Origin of the sequence: Idiomarina sp. 28-8 (genome assembly GCF_000320945.2) — a bacterium.
Lineage (GTDB): Bacteria > Pseudomonadota > Gammaproteobacteria > Enterobacterales > Alteromonadaceae > Idiomarina > Idiomarina loihiensis.
Genome location: NZ_DF266790.1, coordinates 53,091 through 76,238 on the forward strand (window position 1 = coordinate 53,091; position 23,148 = coordinate 76,238).

The 23,148-nt window shown below is 44.4% G+C and carries 22 protein-coding genes; 12 read left to right on the forward strand and 10 right to left on the reverse strand.

Annotated features, from left to right (window positions below; translation table 11 throughout):
* The first annotated feature begins 48 nt into the window (after positions 1–48).
* From RJ32_RS05015 to RJ32_RS05040, 6 genes are all read left to right on the forward strand, one after another.
* Positions 49–462 (forward strand): flagellar protein FlaG, encoded by a 414-nt coding sequence (locus tag RJ32_RS05015; RefSeq protein ID WP_051018731.1) that lies wholly within the window; start codon positions 49–51, stop codon positions 460–462.
* Between the two features lie 41 nt (positions 463–503).
* Complete coding sequence (fliD, locus tag RJ32_RS05020) at positions 504–1,958, forward strand: flagellar filament capping protein FliD (RefSeq protein WP_034819651.1); 1,455 nt, start codon at positions 504–506, stop codon at positions 1,956–1,958.
* Positions 1,958–2,389: a flagellar export chaperone FliS gene (gene fliS / locus RJ32_RS05025; protein ID WP_034819656.1), complete on the forward strand. Its 432-nt coding sequence runs from the start codon at positions 1,958–1,960 to the stop codon at positions 2,387–2,389. The genes fliD and fliS overlap by 1 nt, the downstream gene beginning before the upstream one ends.
* Positions 2,389–2,688 carry a hypothetical protein gene (locus RJ32_RS05030; RefSeq protein ID WP_034819658.1) on the forward strand — a complete coding sequence of 100 codons (300 nt, stop codon included), beginning with the start codon at positions 2,389–2,391 and terminating at the stop codon, positions 2,686–2,688. The genes fliS and RJ32_RS05030 overlap by 1 nt, the downstream gene beginning before the upstream one ends.
* 69 nt (positions 2,689–2,757) lie before the next feature.
* Positions 2,758–5,526, forward strand: coding sequence for a 6-hydroxymethylpterin diphosphokinase MptE-like protein (locus RJ32_RS05035; RefSeq protein WP_034819660.1), 2,769 nt, complete (start codon positions 2,758–2,760; stop codon positions 5,524–5,526).
* A gap of 85 nt (positions 5,527–5,611) precedes the next feature.
* Positions 5,612–6,304, forward strand: a complete 693-nt coding sequence (locus RJ32_RS05040) for a cytidylyltransferase domain-containing protein (protein WP_034819663.1) — start codon at positions 5,612–5,614, stop codon at positions 6,302–6,304.
* 226 nt (positions 6,305–6,530) lie between these two features.
* On the opposite strand, the gene RJ32_RS05045 is transcribed toward RJ32_RS05040, so the two are convergent.
* The 9 genes from RJ32_RS05045 to RJ32_RS05085 all read right to left on the reverse strand — a co-directional run bounded on the left by RJ32_RS05045 (position 6,531) and on the right by RJ32_RS05085 (position 15,254).
* Positions 6,531–7,583 (reverse strand): nucleotidyltransferase family protein, encoded by a 1,053-nt coding sequence (locus RJ32_RS05045; RefSeq protein ID WP_034819666.1) that lies wholly within the window; start codon positions 7,581–7,583, stop codon positions 6,531–6,533.
* Positions 7,580–8,227 (reverse strand): acetyltransferase, encoded by a 648-nt coding sequence (locus RJ32_RS05050; RefSeq protein ID WP_158511974.1) that lies wholly within the window; start codon positions 8,225–8,227, stop codon positions 7,580–7,582. Before RJ32_RS05050 ends, RJ32_RS05045 begins: the two co-directional genes overlap by 4 nt.
* Positions 8,220–9,293, reverse strand: a complete 1,074-nt coding sequence (gene neuB / locus RJ32_RS05055; RefSeq protein WP_034819672.1) for an N-acetylneuraminate synthase — start codon at positions 9,291–9,293, stop codon at positions 8,220–8,222. Before neuB ends, RJ32_RS05050 begins: the two co-directional genes overlap by 8 nt.
* Complete coding sequence (locus tag RJ32_RS05060; RefSeq protein ID WP_034819676.1) at positions 9,290–9,958, reverse strand: PIG-L deacetylase family protein; 669 nt, start codon at positions 9,956–9,958, stop codon at positions 9,290–9,292. The genes neuB and RJ32_RS05060 overlap by 4 nt, the downstream gene beginning before the upstream one ends.
* Positions 9,958–10,845, reverse strand: coding sequence for a formyltransferase family protein (locus RJ32_RS05065; RefSeq protein ID WP_034819679.1), 888 nt, complete (start codon positions 10,843–10,845; stop codon positions 9,958–9,960). The genes RJ32_RS05060 and RJ32_RS05065 overlap by 1 nt, the downstream gene beginning before the upstream one ends.
* A gap of 9 nt (positions 10,846–10,854) precedes the next feature.
* Positions 10,855–12,018, reverse strand: a complete 1,164-nt coding sequence (neuC, locus tag RJ32_RS05070) for a UDP-N-acetylglucosamine 2-epimerase (RefSeq protein ID WP_034819682.1) — start codon at positions 12,016–12,018, stop codon at positions 10,855–10,857.
* Positions 12,019–12,048: 30 nt separating this feature from the next.
* Entirely contained in the window at positions 12,049–13,185 is a 1,137-nt protein-coding gene (locus RJ32_RS05075) for a LegC family aminotransferase (protein WP_034819685.1), read from the reverse strand.
* Between the two features lie 12 nt (positions 13,186–13,197).
* The gene (locus RJ32_RS05080) at positions 13,198–14,388 is read right to left on the reverse strand and encodes a UDP-N-acetylglucosamine 4,6-dehydratase (RefSeq protein ID WP_034819688.1); all 1,191 of its coding nucleotides are present in this window, start codon (positions 14,386–14,388) and stop codon (positions 13,198–13,200) included.
* Positions 14,389–14,558: 170 nt separating this feature from the next.
* The gene (locus RJ32_RS05085) at positions 14,559–15,254 is read right to left on the reverse strand and encodes a uracil-DNA glycosylase family protein (protein WP_235598919.1); all 696 of its coding nucleotides are present in this window, start codon (positions 15,252–15,254) and stop codon (positions 14,559–14,561) included.
* Positions 15,255–15,629: 375 nt separating this feature from the next.
* Between RJ32_RS05085 and RJ32_RS05095 the strand changes: the two genes are divergently transcribed.
* Positions 15,630–16,166, forward strand: coding sequence for an AlpA family transcriptional regulator (locus RJ32_RS05095; protein WP_051018732.1), 537 nt, complete (start codon positions 15,630–15,632; stop codon positions 16,164–16,166).
* Between the two features lie 68 nt (positions 16,167–16,234).
* On the opposite strand, the gene rpsT is transcribed toward RJ32_RS05095, so the two are convergent.
* Positions 16,235–16,495 carry a 30S ribosomal protein S20 gene (rpsT, locus tag RJ32_RS05100; RefSeq protein ID WP_034819694.1) on the reverse strand — a complete coding sequence of 87 codons (261 nt, stop codon included), beginning with the start codon at positions 16,493–16,495 and terminating at the stop codon, positions 16,235–16,237.
* A gap of 193 nt (positions 16,496–16,688) precedes the next feature.
* Between rpsT and murJ the strand changes: the two genes are divergently transcribed.
* The 5 genes from murJ to fkpB all read left to right on the forward strand — a co-directional run bounded on the left by murJ (position 16,689) and on the right by fkpB (position 23,083).
* Positions 16,689–18,251 (forward strand): murein biosynthesis integral membrane protein MurJ, encoded by a 1,563-nt coding sequence (murJ, locus tag RJ32_RS05105; RefSeq protein WP_034819697.1) that lies wholly within the window; start codon positions 16,689–16,691, stop codon positions 18,249–18,251.
* 61 nt (positions 18,252–18,312) lie between these two features.
* Positions 18,313–19,251 carry a bifunctional riboflavin kinase/FAD synthetase gene (gene ribF, locus RJ32_RS05110; RefSeq protein ID WP_034819700.1) on the forward strand — a complete coding sequence of 313 codons (939 nt, stop codon included), beginning with the start codon at positions 18,313–18,315 and terminating at the stop codon, positions 19,249–19,251.
* 26 nt (positions 19,252–19,277) lie between these two features.
* Positions 19,278–22,112: an isoleucine--tRNA ligase gene (gene ileS / locus RJ32_RS05115; protein WP_034819703.1), complete on the forward strand. Its 2,835-nt coding sequence runs from the start codon at positions 19,278–19,280 to the stop codon at positions 22,110–22,112.
* Positions 22,105–22,632: a signal peptidase II gene (gene lspA, locus RJ32_RS05120; RefSeq protein WP_034819706.1), complete on the forward strand. Its 528-nt coding sequence runs from the start codon at positions 22,105–22,107 to the stop codon at positions 22,630–22,632. The genes ileS and lspA overlap by 8 nt, the downstream gene beginning before the upstream one ends.
* A 10-nt stretch (positions 22,633–22,642) precedes the next feature.
* A complete protein-coding gene (gene fkpB / locus RJ32_RS05125; RefSeq protein ID WP_034819709.1) occupies positions 22,643–23,083 on the forward strand; it encodes an FKBP-type peptidyl-prolyl cis-trans isomerase in 441 nt (146 codons plus the stop codon).
* The last annotated feature ends 65 nt before the right edge of the window (positions 23,084–23,148 follow it).

The following is a 23,148-nucleotide window of genomic DNA, read 5'->3' on the forward strand; positions in this document are numbered from 1 at the left end:
TAGTACAATTGTCAGGCAGCACTTGTTTTTTAATTCGAGGCAAATACCATGGGTATTGAAATCCATTCGGGAGTGTCCTTTGCCGGGATTCCCAATGATTCCGAGCAGAGTAGCTCGACACGTTTTGTTGAGAACGCTGATAAAACAGCGAATTCGACAACCGTAACATCCGAAGACTCTCAAACCACTGAGCGTTCCAAAAAGGGAATAAGCAGTGCCAGCCAGAAATTTCAGAATATGATTGAAGCACTGAATGTGAACGATAGCATTCGACAACACAATTTGGAATTTAATGTTAATGAGGAGTTGGGGCGAACCATTGTTAAAGTCGTGGACTCTGAAACTGGTGAGCTGATTCGGCAAATACCATCAGAGGAACTGTTGGAGTTAGCGGAGCGTATTGAGGAACAAACCCAGGAGTCAGAAAGCTCTGTTGGGTACTTAATTGATAGTATTATTTAAGAACAGTAGATTTAAGTTTACTGATAGCCTAGGAGGCAGACATGGGCATTTCATCGTTAGGGGTTGGTTCCGGTTTAGCATTGGAAGATTTAGTGACTCAGCTGGTACAAGCTGAGCGCACACCTAAATTAGAGGCTCTACAACAACGACAAAATACCGTTGATGTGTCTTTGTCAGGATACAGTAAACTTAAGTCAGCATTGTCGAAGGTTGAAGATAGCCTGGAGTTGCTGAGTAACCCTCGAGAAATGAACAGTCGGACTGCTCTTATTAATGGGGCGCCCGGTAGTGCATCAACTACTGAGGATGGTGAAACGACGACTACCAATGCCTATTTGTCAGCAACGGCTAACAGTAATGCACCAGCAGCCAGCTATAATATTTCAGTAGAAGCTCTCGCTCAGGGGAGTAAAGCCAAGTCGGGCGCTTTCACTTCGGCTTCAGAGGTGATCTCATCATCAGCGGGAACACTCACCTTTGCGACAGAAAATGGTGAAAACAGTTTTGATGTAGCCGTTGAAGCGGGAGCGACCTTGCAAGACATCGCGAATACAATTAACTCGAACAATGATAACTATGGTGTCAGTGCTTCTATCGTTAATACAGGTGGCACTAATCCAGAAAGTCGACTTGTATTTAGTTCTAGCATCACCGGGGCGGATAACGAGCTGGTAGTTACCAACGATAACGCGGAATTAGATGCTTTATCCACGGTTGCCAGTGGTGGCACGGCGGGGATGACGATTGCGGCGGAGGACCAAGCTTCTGATGCTAAGTTGATTGTTGACGGGATTGAAGTATTCAGTTCAACCAATACGTTTTCGGATGCTATTGGCGGGGTTGAATTGACAGCAAAAGAAGTGTCAGCAGGAGATACGCAAAAGGTTGAGGTGACAACGGATAAACAAGGCGTAAAAGATACAATTAATAGCTTTGTTGAGTCATATAATGGATTTATGGATGTGGCTAATGCATTGACCAACGTTAATGTCGAAGGGCAGAATGGGGCGTTAGTAGGCGACTCCATGCTGCGTGGGCTGCGTTCAGGCCTGAATAATATTTTAGGGGGCTCTGTAGCATCGGCAGAAGTTGGGGCGAATACAATGTATTCTATCGGGTTAACTTTTGAAGAAGACGGAAAAATAGGTTTTGTGAGTGGCGGTGAAGAAAAGCTCGATCAAGCATTAGAGGAAGACTTTGACAAAGTATCTAAGTTATTTTCTAACGACGATGGTCTTGGGGCGAAATTAGATTCTTATATCAAACAATACACACAAACGGGCGGGCTTTTTGAGACGAAAACCGATGTGTTTGATACACAGAAGAAAGATATAAAGAATGAGCTTGAGGATTTTAACCAGTATATGGAAGGTTATGAACAAAACTTGCGCGAAGAATATCAAGCGTTAGATTCGATGATAGCTCGTATGAATCAGACAATGTCATCATTGCAGGGACAGCTCGGAAGTCTGCCTGGATTTGGGGGGAATAGTTAATGAGAAAAAAAGGCTTAAACGCGTATAAACAGGTCGGCATTCGCGATCAATTAGGAACAGCTGACCCTTATGAAGTGATTCAAATGCTGATGCAAGGTGGTATTGATCGTATGGTCATGGCAAAGAGTGCGATAGAGCATCAGGACTATTCGGCAAAATCAGAGCATATTAGTCGGGCCATAGCGATAGTGAATGCTTTAAGTGACTCTCTAAGGCCTGTTGAAAATGGTGAGGAGATTACCAATAACTTGGGCAGTCTGTATGACTTCATTATTGAAAGCTTGTCAGAGGCGTCCGTTGAGAATTCGTCAAACAAAGTGAATGACTGTCAACAGATATTGGTTACAATTAAAGAAGGCTGGGATGCAATTCCAAGAGATGTGAGAGAGTCAACATTAAACTCAACGCCCGCAGCATTGGCTGGTGGTTGATGACTAAAGTCTTTGAAGCAAAGTTGATAAAGTTTAGGGAAGAGCTCACAGAACAGCTAACTTCAAGTGAGGTTGATGTCGAAGTTCTGGAAAAAACGATAAAGATTTACTGCTCTTTATTACCGGATTACAGTGACGAACTCCGTCATCACCTGTCGCCGCAGGATGTGGAAGATAATCTGCAAAAAGAACTCCTGTTTACTCGGCATGTCATCGCAGCTTTGGATGATTTGAAGACCGACAGGAAAGAGGCTTTACTGGCTTTGATGAAAGGGAGAAAGGCAACAAGCGCTTATTAAACGCTACAATCCTTGGCATAGTTTGTGCTAACGTAGCCGTAAATAACGAAAATTTGACGGCTTACAATCATGCAGAAGAACATAGCGTTTCAATTTCACTCCGATGAGAACACCCAAGGTAAGAAAGACGAAAAGCTCAGTACGCATATTATAAAACAGAAAGCAAAAAATGCCGAAGCGCTACGGCGAAACTACCCTGATTTGTACCAACTTTTTTTCGGCTATACACTCGAAAAGTATTCGGTGTTTATTAACCGATCTGACGAAGTTAATATCCTCAATTTCGCCGATGCTACTACGCTTTATGGTCTAAATGCTAAACAACAGCAGCTTGGGCATGTCGATTACTTTTTGAGGAATAAATCTGATTTTTTAGCGTCTCGAGATGAACACTTATCTGAACAAAGCTCTAGTATTTTGGTCACTTTTGGACTGGGGCTTGGCGACTGGCTATTACCATTATTGCAAAAGTCAAACTTCAAGCATGTAGTAGTCTGTGAACCAGAAAAAGACATACTTTTTAGTTCGTTTATTACTGTGGACTGGGTCGCTATTCTTGATTATTGCGCTGAGCAAGGTATTCAACTGTACCTACAAGTAGGAGATGAATGTGAGCACTTTAGCGACGACGTTAATGGTTTATTAGACGCGACTGGGGAACAAACCTTTTATATATATCGGCACCTAAGTTACTCGTTCCTGGATGGGATTTATAAACAATTAATCGTTGATAAAACACCATTTTCAGATGTAAAAATCTTGCCAGATGCATACTCGAATGCTGTTGATCAAGTTCCGTTATTTTCCTTGTGGAAAGCACAAATTGTTGACGAAGGTAACGCCCCCAGTGATAACAAGCGATTTAAGAAAAACCTGAAGGCGCTAAGCACGCGCTATGGCAACCTTTATGAAGAGATAAAAGATTACCAACCGAGCAAGTGGGAGCTAGTAAAAACCTCTTGTGGAGGCGTAAACCTATATCATAAGGAACGCCAGGCATTTTGGTACAACGAGTCAGCCGAACAAGACGAGCAGGCGTATTTAGAGCAGTTTGAAAATAATCCAGGAAATATTAAACCTGCTTTGGGTAGTCATGGTGGGATACTAAAAGATTATATCCACTATCAGTTTGTAAGAAAATTTGTGGCATTGCGCAAGGAACTTGGTTTTAAAAATATGGTGTTGCCACAGAAAATTCCTGCCCTAATGACATTTTGTCCGACACTAGGTTTAAGTGTTGAAAAAATACTACTGAATAGAAATGTGCGATCGGGATTCTGGGTAGAACCGAATATTGACTTCTTTTACTGGTCACTTCATACAATGGATTGGGCGAGAGTTTTGACAAAGCTTGAAGAGGATGGAAGCTTTTTTTTCTTACATATCGGTGATGACGGAAAAAAACTAGCTAACGATCTAATGGATCGGGTAAATAGTACAGCGGGTAATTACGCAATTAATGGCTACTACTATACGCCTTTCCTTTCGTCAAATGTTAAGAAGGCAGTAGCGCGGGTACTTGAGGATATACAACGGATATTGAGTCTCAGTGAAAATTATGACCATGCGTTATTTGGTCTCTCGCACTTCCGTCAGAACCTTAAAAACGGTGTTCGCATATTAACTGAAGAAAAACGCAATAGCTGTCTAGACAATGGTTTGGATGTGCCCTTATTTATTATTGGTAATGGTCCATCCCTAGATAATGATATTGAAGCGATTAAGCAAGTTCGCGACCAAGTACTCGTCATGTCGTGTGGTACAACATTGAAAGCTTTATGGGCAAACGGGATACAGCCCGACTTTCATGCCGAAGTAGAGCAACATAAAAACTCTTATAATATTGTTAATGTACTCAACGATCCTGATTATTTAAAAGGTATAACCTTTGTTGGTGGTAGTTGGGTGTATCCTCATACGCCAGATTTGTTTAAGGTCGCGCTAACAACACTAAAGGAAGGAGAAGGAACGACACGAGCTATCAGGAAATCGGTAACAAAGCACAATTTTGTAACGATGAAGCGAAGTTTTCCTACTGTTGCAAATTTGGCAATAGGCTTTGCTAACGAAATGAGATTCAAAGAAGTTTACTTATTTGGCATGGATTTGGGGTTTGTTGATGTTAACCAGCATCACTCTAGACATTCTATTTTTTACAATAATAAATCGGGTGATCAGTTGTATGAAGTTCAGGAACAGGGCTGGGAAATTAGCTTGGTTAAAGGTAACTTTAGACCGGTAGTTCGAACTAAATTTGATTTTAAACTGTCGTTGAGAATGGTAGAGAAAACGCTCCAGCAAATGGATGCTGAGATCTACAACTGTAGTGATGGCGCGAAGATTGAGGGAGCTCTTCCATTACGTAGCGACCTGTTATTGATTTCTTCCTCAGCTGATGAGGCACAGAAAGCGCGTAAGGTCATTGAAGAATGTGCTTATGGTAACGGCGATCAACAAGAAATTTTGGCTGAAGTAGAATCACATTTCGATGCCGAGGCAATTATTAAAGATATCGATGAGTTAATTGAGCTTTTGGATAAACCTTTTACTGCCGAAGAGGAAGTGAATGACGCATTATTGAAACAAGAGCAGCTTCTTGTTGATAAATATCATGACGGTGATCACTTCTTCTACAGCTTAATGATTTCTACCATTAGTTATTTGCACTCGATACTTACCCACTTCTTATACTATGGCGAGACTTGGGAAGAGAAACAAGAGGGTTTTGTAAAAGCACAGCAATTAGCGCTATCAATGTTGCGAACCTGCAGGGATGATTTTGCTGAAGACCCCATGCGACTTGACGATACTGACTGGGACCTTATCAAGAAGTTATAGTTATGGATAATATCATATCAACATTTATTGCGCGGATGGAAGGTTATGAACATACGCAAATTGATGTTCAAGGTCCAAGACGCCAATGACAACAGTTGCGATTATTCCGGCACGAGGCGGCAGCAAGCGACTGCCTGGAAAAAACATTAAACCGCTTGCGGGAAAGCCTTTAATAGCTTGGACTATTGAAGCGGCGTTAGCATCTGGGTGTTTTGATAAGGTCGTGGTTTCGACGGAAAGCTTAGAAATCGCAGAGATAGCGAAAAAATACGGAGCTGAAATCCCATGTTTGCGGCCAGTAGAGTTAGCGTCTGATATAGCCTCGACAGGTCCGGTATTAGAGCATATGGTGAAATATATTGAAGATAGGGATGGTATTAATTGTGAACAATTATGTCTTCTTCAACCTACTTCACCATTACGCGGGCCGGAAGATATCGTGGAAAGTATGAAGCTTTTCGAAGAAAGGAATGCGGACTCTATCGTGTCGGTAGTTGAAGCAAATATAAAGCCAGAAATAAGTAATTATTTAACTGAGGATTTATCATTATCGGGCTTTATTAGTGAAATAAAGCGAACTCAAGATAGCAAAAAGTTATATCAGCTGAACGGTGCAATTTATTGGTTAAAAAGAAGCTTAATCGATGAGTTGTCGAAAATTTATCGTAACGACGCCTCCTTTGCTTATGTTATGAGTCAACAAAATTCAGTCGATATCGATACTGATTTTGACTTTTACTGGGCTGAGTTTTTGTTGTCACTTTTGGACGGACGATAACCTTGGCGCCGCCTTCGCGCGCGACGTGTCAACAGTATAGTAGTGTAAGAGGGGCTTTCGATTAGTGTTGGTATAATTTAAACCAAGATATGTGGGGTATCGTTAGGCCTGATTTTTCTAGACACCTTCTACCCGCCTAATGGAGTGGACCGAGAATCATAGACAATTCCTGACTATTATTTGAGCATAGGAGGAAAGTTTATAAATAACTGCCATTTTCTTCATATTATAAATCCAGGTTGATAATATCGAGCTGCGCTCGTTTGTAGTCCTCAATACGGCCGATATCAAGCCAGTATTCACGTACCGGGTACATGACAACCTCTTTTTCTTGTTCAATGGATGACTCAAGTAGTGAGGGCATATCGATGTATCGGTTCTTGGAAACCGCTCGTCTTAGTCCCGGGCTGACAATATAAATACCAGCGTTAATAAAGTAGTGCTCCACTGGTTTTTCTTGCATGTTAATCACTTTATTGTCTTGTCCCTGAATGACACCAAATGGTACCTGGTACTCGTAATCTCTGACACACATTGTCGCGTGAGCCTTCTGCTTATTATGAAACTCTAAGACTTTTTCAAAATCGACATTGGTCAGGACGTCACCATTTATCAAAAATAAAGGGAGGTCGGGGACATCATTGGGTAATAACCCTAAAGCGCCGCCGGTTCCTAGCGGCTCTTCTTCATGTACGTAGGTAATATTCACTTTCCACTTTGAACCATCGCCAAAGTAATCTCTGATCATTTCAGGTAAATAATGAGTGGAAATATAAAAATTCTTAAAACCCGAACGAATAAAGCTGTTGAGGACAATTTCCAGTATCGGTTTGTCACCCACTTTAAGCAGAGGTTTGGGGCAGTTATCGGTTAGTGGCCGTAAGCGGGTACCAAAGCCTCCGGCCATGATAAAAACAGGGTTTTCATAAATTCTGCCTGAACCACTTTTATTCAGCGTTTCCAGACCGACAACTTTACCTTTTTCTACCAAGGGAATTGCTAATAGTCCTTTCGATTCCATGAGTTTAACGGCGTCTTTTCTGGTGACATTTTGAGGCGCGGTTACAGGCGTTTTATTCATAACATGTTCGACTGGAGCATCAAGCCCGACACCTTTTATTAAATGTCGGCGAATATCACCATCAGTTACTACACCGACTAAGTGTTCAGTGTCATCAATGACTAACGCAATTCTTAAAGCCGCATTATCTATTACTTTGAGTGCTTCAAGAATGCTCTGATTAGATTTCAATAAAATATTATGCCAACGGTAACTCATCGCTTTTCCTTTATTGGCGTAACGGTCATTTTTGGAGCGTAAACTATATGGTTATTGGGTATCGATTTATTCACTGTCGCACCAGCAGCAATAATAGAGTTATGACCAATAGTGAGTCCTTGAATGATGTTTGCCCCCGTACCAATGTGCACGTTATTTCCAACATTAACACCGCCTGATAGATTAGCGCCAGGCGCGATATGACAATGCTGTCCAACTGTTACATCATGCTCAATGATAGCCCCGGAGTTGATAATACTGTTCTCTTTAATTAAAGCTCCTGAGTTAATAATTGCTCGGGGGAGCACCTGTACACCGGTGTTTAATGTTGCATTATCTGAAATAATGGCAGAGGGATCGCTTATTGACATAAAGTCGTATCCCCTTGTTGCAAAAAACTGATATATCTCCTGCCTTTTGTGATCATAGGGGAGGCTGCCCAGGCCATTAATTAGAACGACATCGTTTGTGTCAAAGGCTAATACATCGTTGTCACTTTGGAGCCACTGTAGTTGCTTAAAAGCAGCGTCGGGATGTTCAGGAGAAACTACCGCAAACAACGAAATATTGTTTCGGATGCATAGATCCAGGCAGACACTGGCGTGGCCACCGGCACCAACGAGTAAAACTTTCTTATCACTCAAAAATGAGTTCTCCAACTTCATAATTCTGTTTACAGATTTTGCCCTGAATATGCCAGTAATAAACTGGGGAGAGTCCTCCGCCAGGTCTTTTTACGGCGATATCATCTTTAGTAATGACTTGTCCTGCTTTTAGCCTATGCGCTGCGACTAAGCTTCTACGAGCAATCGGTTTATTGTTGATCTCACTTTTTGTCGGGCGTTTTATCCCGTCCCCAAGCGCTTTCTCTACCGTCCTAATTGACGCCACCATTTGCTTCAACTGTTCAGGTTCCAGTGACGCCTTGTGGTCGGGGCCCTCTAAATTACGATCCAGAGTGAAATGCTTTTCGATAACGCTTGCACCCTTTGCCGCCGCGGCAATGGGAATAATAATACCGTCGCTATGATCAGAGTATCCAACAGGAAGTTTGAACGCCTGATGAATCGTATCCATTGCGTTTAAGTTTATCTCATTGAAAGGTGCCGGATACTCCGTAGTACAGTGCAAAATAGTGACTTTGTCCTGCAGCACCCGTAGCCCTTCAGAAGAGGCATAAGCGGCTTCAAAATCCGTTGGTGCAGGTTTTTCTGTTGTTTTATCGAGATAACCAAAGGCAATAATGGCCAATGCGGTTTCTATTTCAGCCAGGGTTGCCATACCGGTAGAAACAACTAAGTCACATTGCGTTCGCGCGTGGGCCAGCAAAAAAGGCGCATTGGTTATCTCGCCTGATGGCACTTTCAGGCGTTTTAGCCCTAAGTCATTGACTAGAAAATTGAGGCTCTCATCATCAAACGCGGTAGAGAGAAACTCTATTCCTAGTTTGTTGCAATAATCAACCAGCTCGTAATGCAATTCATAGCTTAACTCCAAGCGTTGCAGCATGGCTAGCTGGCTTTCTTCCTTACCCATATTTTTCTTTTGATAGTTTGCCTGAGTGGCTTTTTCGGTCACCAGATTCTTGGCTTTAAAGGTCTGAAACTTAACAATATCGGCACCGGCTTTATGAGCGGCGGCGACTAAATCCCGCGCCAGCTGGGCGTCGCCACTATGGTTTACACCGGCTTCAGCAATTATCAGTGTCATAAAACCTCCTTAATCAGCATAAAAGCTTCCGCAGCATGCTTATTACACTGCGCACCTCGGACAAATGTTAAAGACTCAATGGCTTTTCTCGAGCGGGGGAAAGGGAAGTTGCCCATTTCTGATTCAAATATTTCCAGTATTTCTAACTTTTTCTCTATATGGCTACTGATATCTACATACACATTTGGGCGAAATCCACCATCTTCAGGCTTTAAGCCGAAATCGGTTTCGGAAATCGTTTCATAAGCTAAAACACGCTCTATAAACGGATAACGAAAAGTTTTAGTTGCAGCCATTGTTGCGTCATACACAATTTCATGATCGCTGTGCGCATCATTTCTATAGGGGGTATAAACAACTTCAGGAGCTAGCTCTCTTATTACTTTTCCAAGCTCGCTAATTATATCGCCTTTTGCCAGCGTATCTAAACCAGCAGGAGGAAAATCAAGCTCAAATGTTCCCGACAAACTATAGGCTTTAGACACCAAATTGATTTCCTTTTTTCTTCTTTCTATTTGTTCCAAAGAAAAACCTAAATCAGTGGACATTTTTGTTACTACCAACCAGTAGACTTTGTCACCTGACTGTAAATGTCTTAGCATAGTGCCACCGCATCCAAGAGTTTCATCGTCGGCATGAGGGGCAATAACAAGTACTGTTTTCATTAAAGGTAATCCCCTGTTTTAATAGTATGGCTATCAACATCTAGCAACCAGATTGCGCCCTCTCCCTCAGTTTTAATTAGTAAGTTATTCCCGGTTATCTTAAGAACCTTTCCTGGCTCAATATTTTTTGGATACCCCGAGTTTATTGGCTCGCTCTTAGCTACTTTATAAAAAACATCATCACATAAAAATTCAGCGCAAGGATAAGGAGGTGCCAGTGCCCTTACTAGGTTGTAAATAGCCTCCGCCGACATACGGAAATCTATAAGTCCGTCTTTTCTAGTGCGTTTTCGCCAATATGTTGCTTCATCTTCGTCCTGCTTTACAAACTCAGCTTTACCTTCAGCTAGCTCACCAGTGAGTTCTACTATTTGCTTTTCCGCAATACGTGTCACTTTATTGTATAAAGAATTTGCGTCGTCATTTCGGTCTACCTTTATTACCTCTTGACTTAAGATTGGCCCAGAATCCACACCACGGTCAATTTTAAAGAATGTAGAGGCTGTTTCAGAGAGACCTAAAGCAAGTGCCCAAATAATGGGATGACGCCCACGATTCTGAGGTAACTTTGCGGGGTGAAATCCAATTACACCCAGGCGAGGCATAGAGAAAAGCTCTTCATCAAGTAAATAGCTCCAGCCTATGCAGTAAATGACATCAAGGTTAAAGTTTTTCAGGAACTCAGTTGAAAACCTTTTTTCCTTTCGATTTTCATAATGATAAGGAATATTTTCATTTTCACAAATAGAAGATAAATCACAAAAATCATTATTAACTTGCGAACTCTTGCGAGTTACAACAGCGGCAACTTCTACATTAGGTAACGCTAGTAATGTTTTTAACGCATTTTCGCTAGATTGAACACATCCTATTAAACCTATCTTCATAAATATTGCCTAAATTAAATCGTAAAACTTTTTATAAACCAGATTATCTAACTCGGTACTCAGTAGAGTATCGATAATCTTCTTAGAGCTGTTTCCATCACCGTAGGGATTTTTTGACTGAGCGCATAATTTTTTAAAACTTGAAGACAAAGCTTTATCAAGAGATCTTTTAATTGATTCTGCATCGCCGTCACAGTTTATTACTGTATCACCTGCAACTCTTCCTCTTTGCCGCCTCCCAATATTTACCGTAGGAATGCCAAAAGACGGCGCTTCAATGAGACCACTGGATGAATTTCCTATAGTTAATTCGCTATTCTTAAGAACACTTAAATACCGGAGTTGTCCTAAAGATTTAGTTAAAAGTACTTTATCAGGATGCTTTTCCTTAAACTCTTGTAGAAGAGTAATTAACGAACGCCCAAATGTGTCCGCATTTGGATACGTTATAATGAACTTGAAGTTTTCATACTTCTCTAACGTTGATAATAAGTTTGTAAAGTCATCAATTGCACCATCCTTATTAAGGGTTACAGGATGGTAGGTAACAACCATAAAAGGTGTATCTAAAACATTAAATTCAATTGCGTCTGAAAGCTCGTTTCGCTCAAGTAGCTTCAGATTTTTTATACTGTCTACCCCTGGTGCTCCAAAATTGTATACCATTGCTGGCGGTTCACCTAACTGAATAACTCGCTTTCTGTAATCCTCGGTGGCCGTAAAATGTAAGTGGGACATTTTTGTTATACTATGCCTTACGGCCTCATCAATAAGCCCCTCAGTTGTCTCGCCACCGTGTATATGGACAATAGGTATTTGCGCTATCATGGCCGCCTGACAAACGGCTAACGCTTCATACCTATCGCCTAGTACTACAAGCATGTCGGGCTTAGTTCTTTGAAAAGCATCAGCGGCAGAGATCATTGCAAGCCCCATGGACTTTGCAATGCCAACTGGACTATCAGATGACAGAAGAAACTCCAATTGTTCTGTAACTTTAAAACCATCGTTTTCTATTTGGTTAATCGTTTTACCGAACTCTGGTGAAAGGTGCATACCACCAGCAAATAAAAGTAAGTCGGCTTTACTTGATTCCTCTAAACCTTTAATTACCCAATAAAGTAAACCATACTCCGCTCGTGTGCCTGTGAAAACCGCAACTTTTCGCTTCATAGTATTGTCTTTCGCTTTTATTCAGGAAGATTAAATTGGTGAACTTGGGACATTTACGAGACGGGCTTCGATATCTTCGGATACTTCCAAATCGCCTCGTAAACATTGCTCGAACATAGGCAACCGATGCATCAGTTGCCATACCGGACGACACATTATGCCCGAACTGTTTTGCTCTTCGAGCAGTGCGTTGCGTGCCGACTTATCGCTACACAGTATGGCATTCAGCCAGAAGTTGGAGCGCCCGTGCTCTGGCTCGTCAATAAATTCATAGCCGGAGCCTCTAAAAAACTCGCGATACTGATTCGCCAGTTCCCGTTTTTGCTCTAAAAATAACGGCAGCCGCTGCATTTGCGCACAACCCAAGGCCGCGTTTAAATTCGGCATCCTATAATTAAAACTGGGTTCGTCATGATAAAACTCATACGGGTGAGAGACCTTAGCGGTGGTGGTAATATGTTTTGTTCTTTTGCCATGCGATTCGTTTGAACAAAGTATCATGCCGCCACCGCCGGTGGTAATCACTTTATTGCCGTTAAAACTTAAAGCGGCAAACTCCCCAACAGTGCCGGTATGCTTACCCTTATAATAAGAACCCAGGCTTTCGGCTGCGTCTTCAACCAAAGTGATGTGCCATTTTTTGCAGATGCGCTGTATCTCATCCAAATGCACCGGGTGTCCAAAGGTGTGCACAGGCACCACCGATTTTATGGCCTTTCCGGACTGTTTATGAACGCAGCGCCCGCCTTCTACACGGGCGTTTTCTTCGAGGTATGATTCTAAGGCCAGCGGACACAACCCCAGGGTTTCACGCGACACATCGACAAACACAGGCTCAGCGCCCATATGGTGAATGGCGTTGCAGGTTGCCACAAAGGTTAAGGCCTGGGTAATGACTAAGTCGTTGCGCTGTACACCTGCCATATAAAGCGCGGTATGCAGGGCCGCCGTACCGTTCACTGTTGCAACGGCCTTCGGGCTACCGGTAAAAAGCTCTACTGCACGCTCAAAGTCGTCAACATACTTACCTACGCTGGAGACAAAGGTAGTCTCAATAGTATCCAGCACGTTCAGCTTCTCCTGCTCACCAAAGGTTGGCGTGTGCAGAGGGATAAATTCCTTTGTTTTATAAAGAGAACGAATAAACTTACTTAAATGATGTGGCATGCTGCTCTCTAATTACATTTTGCTGTCAAGATATTTACCGGTCTCTTTATGGCCGAACCCAGGTATCATTTCATGAAATAATTTGACGATGTCGTCTTTGGTCCAGGACTTTGCGCTGCGCAGCTTCTGGATTCTGTCCGTAAAATGCTGTAACAGCTTTTCATCGTAAACCGCGTTATTTTTAATCACCCCGATGTTACTGAAGCGCTCCATATCCAGCACTTCACTGTCGGTGAAAAACTCTTCGAAGTCTTTTTCACCCGTGGTATCACTGGAACTGAAAAGGCAGGGCCACTTGCCCTGCTCCGGAAAGGTTTTGATGAGCTCTCTGGCTTCATCTTCAGAGCTACAGAGGTAAGGTTCATAACCGCGGCTGAGCAAGTATTTCTCGGCAATTTCAGAAAAAGTAATTAGGTGCAGAGCTTCGCTCAGCTTTGGAAAAAAGATGTCTCTGTTTTCGCCGAAAATACAGGACATAAGGCACAATTCGCCTGACTCTTTCGGAGTAACGAAGTAGCGTTTAATATCGTTGGGCGCAACAATCGGCTGCCTTTTCTGAATACGTTGGTTAAAACCATGCAAGAGCGAGCCATCAGAAAATGCGACATTGGCGAAACGAGCTGTTGATATACCCACTTGTTCACTGCGCCTCATTAAGAACATTTCCATGATTCGCTTTGACGCCCCCATCATGTTGACTGGGTTCGCTGCTTTGTCGGTTGAAACACAAAAATACTTTTGGCTGCCATGTTTAATCGCGTGTTCAATGCTTTTGTCGGTATTGAAGATATTAACGTCAAGCATCCGCATTAATGTGAATGGATCTTTTTCGCTACGAACATGTTTTAAAGCGGATAAGTTGAGGACATAATCATACTGCCCGTAGTGGTTCATTAAAGCTTCGAACTCCAATGAGCCAATATCCAGAGCGAAGGTTTTAAAGTCGCCATTGATATAGCCCAGCGAGCTACGGACATCTCTGACCAGCTCAACTAAGTTGTTTTCACTAATATCAACGACATGAAGCCGTTTAGGAGAGCGTTTAAAGATTTCTTTAACGACCGCCTGGCCAATTGAACCTGCGCCACCTAAAACAAGGAAGCTGGAAGAAGAAACTTGTTCGCAAAGTTCCATTTCGTGATGTTGGATATCGCCAGAGAATAGCTCTCGATCGCGACCAATTAACGATAAAATATTATCCACGTTATTTACTTTTACGACGCCAAATTAATTATAAATTGTAATCGGCAGAGTATGCTATGTCTTTAACTAATGCAATTTGGTGGAACATTTTATTAAACTGTTACTGGAACACGTGCCGACCAGAGCAACGGCACGGCGAAAAATTGACCCTATCAAACCGTTTGTTCTCTTTATAAATGCTCCGCCAGCCACTCCACAATATGAGGTTTCCCCACAGGGGAATAGCGGCTCAGGTGTGGCAAGCCTGCCACATATACTGGTTTACCATTGATGTGACACTGAAAACCTTTGGCTACCCAGGTGCCGTGACCGGACGGGATATGCTCTTGCTCACCTCCAAACATCGTGTGCAAGTATCCGTATGGAGAGTCGGCTGAATTACCATACGCAATAATCAGTTTGGGCTGTACGATTTCCAGAATAGCTTCGTGAACAGACCAGCATTGTTTCGCGAGAGAAAAGCTAATGTCGTTCGCTTTGCGGCTTTGTACAAAAATTAGGTTGCTAGCACAGACATCCGCTGGGTTCAGGTCAAGCTCGCTGAGTAACCATTGAGCTCTTTTTTGAAGCGGGGCTTCTCCAGCTTTCCACGAACCGCTTCCATTGGCCCATTCTTCATCAAGATAGGCGTTTTTGTTATTAGAGAGCATTGAATCAATGCTTTCCTTTAGGGGATTTCCGCCATTTCCACCGGGATTGAAGCCGAGTAAATACACACTGCCTGGTTTCAATGTTTCGTGACTGCTGTAAAGAATGCCGCCTGGCTCTTGTAATAGGTCAGACAACGCTTCTTTGGCAATCGCTGGAATATGATTTTTTGTCATGGTAAGTCCTTTTATCTTATTGCTGTATTGGTTGTTACTCATACGCACCTATTTTATGCCATTATCTATGGCTAGCAAGTCAGTATCGATTTGTAAGTTACCTCTCAATTTACTCCCCACTCATTAAATGTGAACTAGACTATTAACTTCTTTTAGCGTGTTGACAACTGTCAACATCCGGTTAATAATGGAGTCTAATATCAAAAAACACCCGAATAAGGAAATTCAGGCAGCTATTGACTTCGCCTTAGTCTATGGCTGGACATTTAAGTTAAGTAAAGGTCATGCTTTTGGACGCTTAAAATGTGGAAAAGGGCATCGGCAACATCAGATTAGTGTTTGGTCAACGCCAAGAAATCCTTATAACCATGCTAAGCAAATAGTTCGACAAGTCATTGCCTGCGAGGAGTTAAAACCATGAACACCTACAATTTTTCTCTTGTCTTAGGTGGTATTTCTAACCGCACTCCGCTGTTGGAAGACAAGCTTTATAGCGCAGGCTGTGATGATGCATTGGTGTGCTTTTATGGCTCAACAGTTTATTTGCAGTTCGACCGGGAAGCTAAAAGCTTTCAGGACGCGGTGCTGTCGGCCATTCAACAGGTGGAATCATTGAGCGACTGTCGAGTAACAGTCGTTGATGCAGGTGGTTACGTCGGTATTAGTGATATTGCGGAGCGAAGCGACTTAACTAAGCAGTCTATTTCTCTGTTAAAAGAGGGTAAGAGAGGGAGTGGTGACTTTCCATCGCCTTTTTATCGTTTAACAGGTAAACAGCCATTATGGCAATGGAGTGAAGTGGCTGAATGGTTAGCCAGCTATGAGAAAATTCCAAAGCAGTTAGCGGAGCATGCAGAGCTTGTAAGTCATCTGAACCTAGCGCTGCAGCTAAGAGACAAAAAAGTGCGAGCAAAGGTAGGTGAGCTAATGGAAGCTTTACCAAATAAATATTAGAAACAAAAAAACCGGCTCAAAAGCCGGTTTTTCTTTCCCTGCGCCTAAGCCCAGGTCAGTAATTCTTCTTACAGTGCTTTGATCTTAGCATTTAAACGGCTCTTATGACGTGCCGCTTTGTTTTTGCTGATAAGACCTTTAGTCGCGTAACTATCCAGCATTGGGGTTACGTCTTTCATTGCAGTACTTGCTGCATCTTTATCTTTTTTATCAATAGCTGCGATTACACGTTTAAGGTAAGTACGCATCATTGAACGACGGCTTGCATTGTGGCGGCGATTTTTCTCGGCCTGGATCGCACGCTTTTTAGCAGACTTAATGTTAGCCAAGGTGAACTCCTAAATTCATTAACAGAACGCTTCTCTTATAAAGGCCGCAGATTATGCCTTTTCTGCTGTAAAAGTCAACAGTGAAAAGGGAAAAACTCAGTGCTTTAATTGAGGTTTTGATAAAATAGCATCCGTCATTGGTCTCAGTTACAATCAAAAACAGAAACTTAGCTGTCAGCCGAAAGGATCTCTCGTGTCAAAAGCTTTACTCCGCTCAGGTTTTATCGTCAGCGCGATGACCCTGATCTCGCGCGTATTGGGTTTAGTGCGCGATGTGGTTATTGCCAACCTGATGGGAGCCGGCGCTGCGGCGGATGTGTTCTTTTTTGCTAATAAAATCCCCAACTTTTTACGCCGGTTATTTGCTGAGGGCGCTTTTGCCCAAGCTTTTGTACCGGTGCTCACGGAGTACAAGCAGGGCAAAGAACTGCCCGATCAGCAATTACTTATTGCCCGGGTCTCGGGCACCTTAGGTACTATTGTGACTGTGGTCACCATTTTCGGTGTGGTAGCTTCCCCGGTTGTGGCGGCGCTTTTTGGTATGGGGTGGTTTTTAGACTGGTGGAATGACGGCCCGCAGGGACAAAAGTTTGTCCTCGCCAGCGACTTGCTCCGCATTACCTTTCCTTATTTATGGTTTATCAGTTTCGCCGCTATGGCCGGAGCCATACTCAATACGCTGGGCAAGTTTGCGGTAGCCGCTTTTACACCGGTATTTTTGAATGTAGCTATTATTGCGGCGGCTATCTGGTTGGCCCCCCAGCTTGAACAACCGGAATATGCACTGGCCTGGGGTGTATTTTTCGGTGGTTTTATCCAGCTGTTATTTCAGTTGCCCTTTCTGAAAAAAGCGGGATTATTGGTTAAACCACAGTGGGGCTGGAAAGACCCGGGCGTTACTAAAATTCGGAAACTGATGCTGCCGGCTATTTTTGGGGTATCGGTTAGCCAAATCAATTTACTTCTGGATACCCTTATTGCCAGCTTTTTAATGACCGGCTCCATTAGCTGGCTTTACTACTCGGATCGGTTACTGGAATTCCCACTTGGGCTATTTGGCATTGCCATTGCTACGGTTATTTTGCCAGCGCTTTCATCACGTCATGTGGATAAATCGACTGAAAACTTCAGTGCTACGCTGGATTGGGGTATTCGTATGGTGCTATTACTGGGTGTACCGGCCATGGCGGGGCTTTTTGTATTAGCGGAGCCCATGCTTATGGTGTTGTTCATGCACGGCGCCTTCAGCCCGGACGATGCGCGTATGGCGTCTTACAGTCTTATGGCCTATTCCACCGGGTTGCTAAGTTTTATGATGGTAAAAGTTCTGGCAACGGGCTTTTACTCACGCCAGGACACTAAGCGCCCGGTGAAATACGGCATTATTGCTATGGCGGCGAACATGGTGTTTAACATTGCCTTGGCTATTCCATTTAGCTATGTCGGCCTGGCACTGGCAACGGCGGCGTCTGCGGCTATTAACGCCGGGTTGTTGGGCGTTACGTTATGGCGTGAAGGCGTGCTAAAAAAACAACCCGGCACCGGGCGCTTTATACTACAAGTGCTGTTTGCTACAACGGCGATGATAGCCGGTGTATTCTGGTTGAGTCCGGACATTAGTGCCTGGCGTACCAGCTCGTTGGTTGAGCGCCCCTGGCTTTTGGCTCAGGTGATAGGATTCGGCGCCGCTATTTATATTGGTGTGTTGGTTATCACTGGCATGAGACCAAGACATTTCCGTGCCCGCGAGTACTGATTATCGCCTCGGTATCAGTTATAATCGCGTCTTTTCCGGAAAACATTAAGATTGTGCGGGCATGGAACTGATTCGCGGTACTCATAATCTCAGAGCTGAACATTGTGGTTGCGTATTGACCATAGGTAATTTCGATGGTGTTCATCTGGGGCATCAGGCGGTGCTGAGTCAGGTTCGGGAAAAAGCTCAGCAGTTGGGTGTGCCATCCGCGGTTATGACCTTTGAGCCTCAACCGCAAGAGCTTTTCCAGCCTGAAAAAGCGCCTGCACGGTTAACTAACTGGCGTGAAAAATATCTCGCCTTACAGGCACAAAATGTCGACCGGCATATTGTTATTGAATTTAATAAGAAGTTTGCCAGCCAGCCAGCCCGCGAGTTCATTGAACAGACTCTGGTGGGTAAGTTAGGCGTTAAGTTTTTGGTCGTGGGCGATGACTTTCGTTTTGGCAACAAGCGAGAAGGTGACTTCGAGTTGCTGCAAAAAGCCGGTAAAGAACTAGGGTTTGAGGTGGTCGATACCCGCAGTTACCGTCAGCAACAACAACGTGTTAGCAGTACCGCTATTCGTCAGGCATTAGAGGAAGGCGACTTTGAACAGGCGGAACAAATGCTCGGGCGGCCTTATCAAATATGTGGAAAAGTCGTACACGGACGCAAAAATGGCCGAACTATTGGTTTTCCTACCGCAAATGTGCCGTTAAAACGTTTAAAAAGCCCGTTACATGGGGTGTTTGCAGTAACAGCTCAGTTTGGTAAAGACGAAGAAATACATTCCGGCGTTGCCAACCTGGGAACCCGGCCAACATTAAATGGCGACGAAGTACAGCTGGAGGTGCATTTGTTTGAGTTTTCAGGCAATCTGTACGGTCAGCAGATGACGGTCACACCAGTGGCCAAATTGCGTAACGAGCAACGTTTTGCGTCGTTGCAGCATTTACAAGAACAAATTGAAAAAGATGCCGCCCGCGCACGCGATGCATTAGCGTGCCGGAGTCAGTAACTATGCGGAAATGGAAACAGTGACCCATGAGTGATTACAAACACACCTTAAACTTGCCAGAAACAGCATTTCCAATGCGCGGTAACCTGGCTCAGCGCGAGCCAAAGATGCTGGAGCAATGGTATGAAACTGACCTGTACGGTCAAATTCGTGAAGCCAAAGCAGGCAAGCCAAAATTTATTCTGCACGACGGCCCTCCGTATGCGAACGGGCAAATTCACATTGGTCACGCCGTAAATAAAATTTTAAAAGACGTTATTGTTAAGGCAAAAACCTTAAGCGACTTCGACGCGCCTTACGTACCGGGCTGGGACTGTCACGGCCTGCCAATTGAACTGCAGGTAGAGAAAAAACACGGCAAGCCGGGTAAAAAACTGAACCTGGCTGAGTTCCGCGAAAAGTGTCGTGAATACGCTATGACCCAAATTGACCAGCAACGCACCGACTTTAAACGTCTGGGCGTGCTTGGCGACTGGGACAACCCCTACCTGACTATGAACTTTAAGCAGGAAGCTGACAGCGTTCGGGCGCTGGCAAAAATTATTGATAACGGTCATATGCATCAGGGCTTTAAACCGGTTCACTGGTGTACAGACTGTGGCTCCGCGCTGGCGGAAGCGGAAGTGGAATATCAGGATAAAAACTCGCCTGCTATTGATGTGCGTATGCCGGTTGCAGCTACGGCTGAAACGGTTGACCGTTTTAGCACGCCGGAAGGGCATGTGGGTGAAGGTAATGTCAGCATGGTTATCTGGACCACCACGCCGTGGACCATTCCTGCTAACCGTGCGGTGACTCTGGCCGAAGGACTCGAGTATACCCTAGTACAAGTTGAAGCCAGCGATGATCAACCTGCCGAGCGTGTGATTTTGGCTGACGATTTGGTTAGCGACTGCATGGAGCGCTGGAACATCACTCACTACCACAAACTGGGTTTCTGCAAAGGTAAAGATTTGGAAGGCCTGCAATTGCAGCATCCGTTGTTTGAACTGCAAGTTCCGATCATTTTGGGTGACCATGTGACTACCGAGAGCGGTACAGGCTGTGTCCACACGGCACCGGGTCATGGTGTTGACGACTTTTTGGTGGGTCAGAAATACGGCATTGAAGTTTACAATCCGGTGGGTGATAACGGCGTGTACAAAGACGATACGCCACTGTTCGCCGGACAGCATGTGTTTAAAGCGAACGAGCCTATTGTTGATAAGTTGCGCGAAGTGGGCAATTTGATGCATGCCGAAAGCTACCGTCACTCGTACCCGCATTGCTGGCGCCATAAAACGCCAATTATTTTCCGTGCGACGCCGCAGTGGTTTATTAGCATGGACAAGAAAGGTTTGCGCGCAGGCGCTTTAGAGCAAATTAAGAAAGTGGGATGGTTCCCTGAGTGGGGGCAAAGCCGCATAGAGTCTATGGTAGAAGGGCGCCCTGACTGGTGTATTTCTCGTCAGCGTACCTGGGGTAACCCCATTGCCATTTTCGTCAATCGCGAAACTGATGAACTCCACCCAAATACACTGGAGCTGATGGAAAAAGTCGCTCAGCTGATTGAAAAAGAAGGTGTTCAGGCCTGGTTCGACTTAGAACCTGAAACGCTGCTGGGTGACGAAGCTGATCAATACCGCAAAGTTACCGATACTTTAGACGTTTGGTTTGACTCCGGTGTGACGCACCATTGCGTATTGCGTGAGTTTGACGGCTTACGCTGGCCTGCCGATTTGTACCTGGAAGGCTCGGATCAGCATCGCGGCTGGTTCCAGAGTTCGCTGGTTACCGGTGTTGCAATGTATGACGAAGCGCCGTATCACCAAGTATTAACCCATGGCTTTACAGTGGATGCGCAGGGCCGGAAGATGTCGAAGTCTATCGGTAACGTGGTTGCTCCGCAGGACGTGATGAATAAGCTTGGCGGAGACATTCTTCGCTTATGGGTCGCGTCAGCAGATTACTCTGGCGAAATGACGGTTTCTGATGAAATTCTTAAGCGTTCAGCGGATGCGTATCGTCGTATTCGTAATACCTCGCGCTTTCTGCTCGCGAACTTAAGCGGTTTTGACCCTAAACAGGACCTGGTTGCCAAAGAAGATATGGTTGAACTGGATCGCTGGATTGTCGGGCGTGCGGCGGACTTACAACAAGAGTTGCTGGAAGCCTACAATAACTACCAGTTCCATAGTGTGGTGCAAAAGCTTATGCATTTCTGCTCCATTGAACTGGGCAGCTTTTACCTGGATATTATTAAAGACCGCCAGTACACCGCAAAATCGGAAGGTTTAGCGCGGCGCTCATGCCAGACGGCGCTGTATCATATCGCCGAAGCATTAGTCCGCTGGATGGCACCAATTTGCAGCTTTACTGCTCAGGAAATTTGGGACTTGTTGCCAAACGGACGCAGCCAGTATGTCTTTACTGAAAGCTGGTATCAGGGCTTTGATGAGTTTTCTGGTGTTAAAGACGATGAAAACGAGTTCTGGATGCAGTTACTGGAAATTCGTGATGTCGTTAACCAGGCGCTGGAACAGTCACGCCGGGATGATGTTATCGGTGGTTCGTTACAGGCAGAAGTCACATTATACGCTGATGATAAACTGGCGACAGCTTTGAATCGTTTGGGTGAAGAGTTGCGTTTTGCACTGCTGACATCGGAAGCGCAAGTGGCCTCTATTAATGACGCACCTGCTGACGCCGTTAAAGCGGAGAAAATGGCTTTGGCCGTTAGTGTGACAAAATCTGAATACAAGAAGTGCGAGCGTTGCTGGCATCATCGCGAAGAGGTGGGGACTTTAGATAGCCACTCTGATTTATGCCAGCGCTGCGTAACTAATATTGAAGGTGAAGGTGAGGAGCGTCGTTTTGCCTGATTTTTCTAACCAGACCAACCGTGCGACTGGGCTGCGTTTTTTGTGGCTGACGTTGTTGCTGGTGGTTATTGATCAAATTACTAAAATTTGGGTGGCGGGTGAGTTTGAGCTTTATGAAAGCCGAGTTTTAATTGACGGGCTATTCAATTTAACTTACGTGCATAATTACGGTGCGGCGTTTAGTTTTTTAAGTGACGGTGGCGGTTGGCAACGTTGGTTCTTTACTGCCATTGCTATTGCCATCAGCGTGGTGCTGCTAATTTGGATGCGCCGCAACTCAGTGGGTTTATGGCGCCAAAATTTAGCCTTTTCCCTAATTATGGCCGGGGCTATTGGTAACGTAGCAGACCGTTTAATGTATGGTTATGTTATCGACTTTTTTGATGTTCATTATCAGGGGTGGCACTGGCCGGCCTTTAACGTAGCCGACATGGCCATTACTATTGGTGCCGCACTCATGTTGTTGGAAGCTTTTTTTGATAACCGTCGGGACAAAGCCGAGAACGGTCACGGGCAGTAAGGAGTTTCGTTTGAGTCGTTTACCTATAGAACACGGACGAGAAGTGGTTATGCACTTCACCATTAAACTGGCCGATGGCTCGGTTGCAGACAGCACAAAAATGTCTGGTAAGCCTGCCAGATTCCGGATGGGTGATGGCAACCTGACCGAAAACTTTGAAGCGTGCCTGGTAGGGCTGCGCGAAGGGGCGGAACGTGAGTTCACTTTAGAGCCTAAAGACGCCTTTGGTGAACCGAACCCGGACAACTATTATTATGTTGATTCGGCAAAATTTAACGATGAAACCAAACCGGAAGTTGGAGCCATTTTGGCTTTTACTCAACCGGATGGTACCGATTTACCGGGAATTGTTCGTAAAGTTGAAGGTCCAACAGTCACCATCGATTTTAATCACCCGTTGGCCGGACAAACGGTGATTTTTGAAGTAGAGATTATTAGCGTTGAGCCATGATGGGTTAATGAACCGGGCTGAACGCAGGAGGAACTGATGCAAATTTTGTTAGCGAACCCACGGGG

Coding starts and splice junctions, on each gene's coding strand:
- ileS (WP_034819703.1), top strand. CDS start 19,278: ATGAGTGATTACAAACACACCTTAAACTTGCCAGAAACAGCATTTCCA.
- RJ32_RS05085 (WP_235598919.1), bottom strand. CDS start 15,254: ATGAGTAACAACCAATACAGCAATAAGATAAAAGGACTTACCATGACA.
- RJ32_RS05015 (WP_051018731.1), top strand. CDS start 49: ATGGGTATTGAAATCCATTCGGGAGTGTCCTTTGCCGGGATTCCCAAT.
- fliS (WP_034819656.1), top strand. CDS start 1,958: ATGAGAAAAAAAGGCTTAAACGCGTATAAACAGGTCGGCATTCGCGAT.
- RJ32_RS05035 (WP_034819660.1), top strand. CDS start 2,758: ATGCAGAAGAACATAGCGTTTCAATTTCACTCCGATGAGAACACCCAA.
- fliD (WP_034819651.1), top strand. CDS start 504: ATGGGCATTTCATCGTTAGGGGTTGGTTCCGGTTTAGCATTGGAAGAT.
- ribF (WP_034819700.1), top strand. CDS start 18,313: ATGGAACTGATTCGCGGTACTCATAATCTCAGAGCTGAACATTGTGGT.
- RJ32_RS05045 (WP_034819666.1), bottom strand. CDS start 7,583: ATGAGTTACCGTTGGCATAATATTTTATTGAAATCTAATCAGAGCATT.
- RJ32_RS05065 (WP_034819679.1), bottom strand. CDS start 10,845: ATGAAGATAGGTTTAATAGGATGTGTTCAATCTAGCGAAAATGCGTTA.
- RJ32_RS05040 (WP_034819663.1), top strand. CDS start 5,612: ATGACAACAGTTGCGATTATTCCGGCACGAGGCGGCAGCAAGCGACTG.
- RJ32_RS05060 (WP_034819676.1), bottom strand. CDS start 9,958: ATGAAAACAGTACTTGTTATTGCCCCTCATGCCGACGATGAAACTCTT.
- neuB (WP_034819672.1), bottom strand. CDS start 9,293: ATGACACTGATAATTGCTGAAGCCGGTGTAAACCATAGTGGCGACGCC.
- neuC (WP_034819682.1), bottom strand. CDS start 12,018: ATGAAGCGAAAAGTTGCGGTTTTCACAGGCACACGAGCGGAGTATGGT.
- RJ32_RS05075 (WP_034819685.1), bottom strand. CDS start 13,185: ATGCCACATCATTTAAGTAAGTTTATTCGTTCTCTTTATAAAACAAAG.
- RJ32_RS05030 (WP_034819658.1), top strand. CDS start 2,389: ATGACTAAAGTCTTTGAAGCAAAGTTGATAAAGTTTAGGGAAGAGCTC.
- RJ32_RS05095 (WP_051018732.1), top strand. CDS start 15,630: ATGAACACCTACAATTTTTCTCTTGTCTTAGGTGGTATTTCTAACCGC.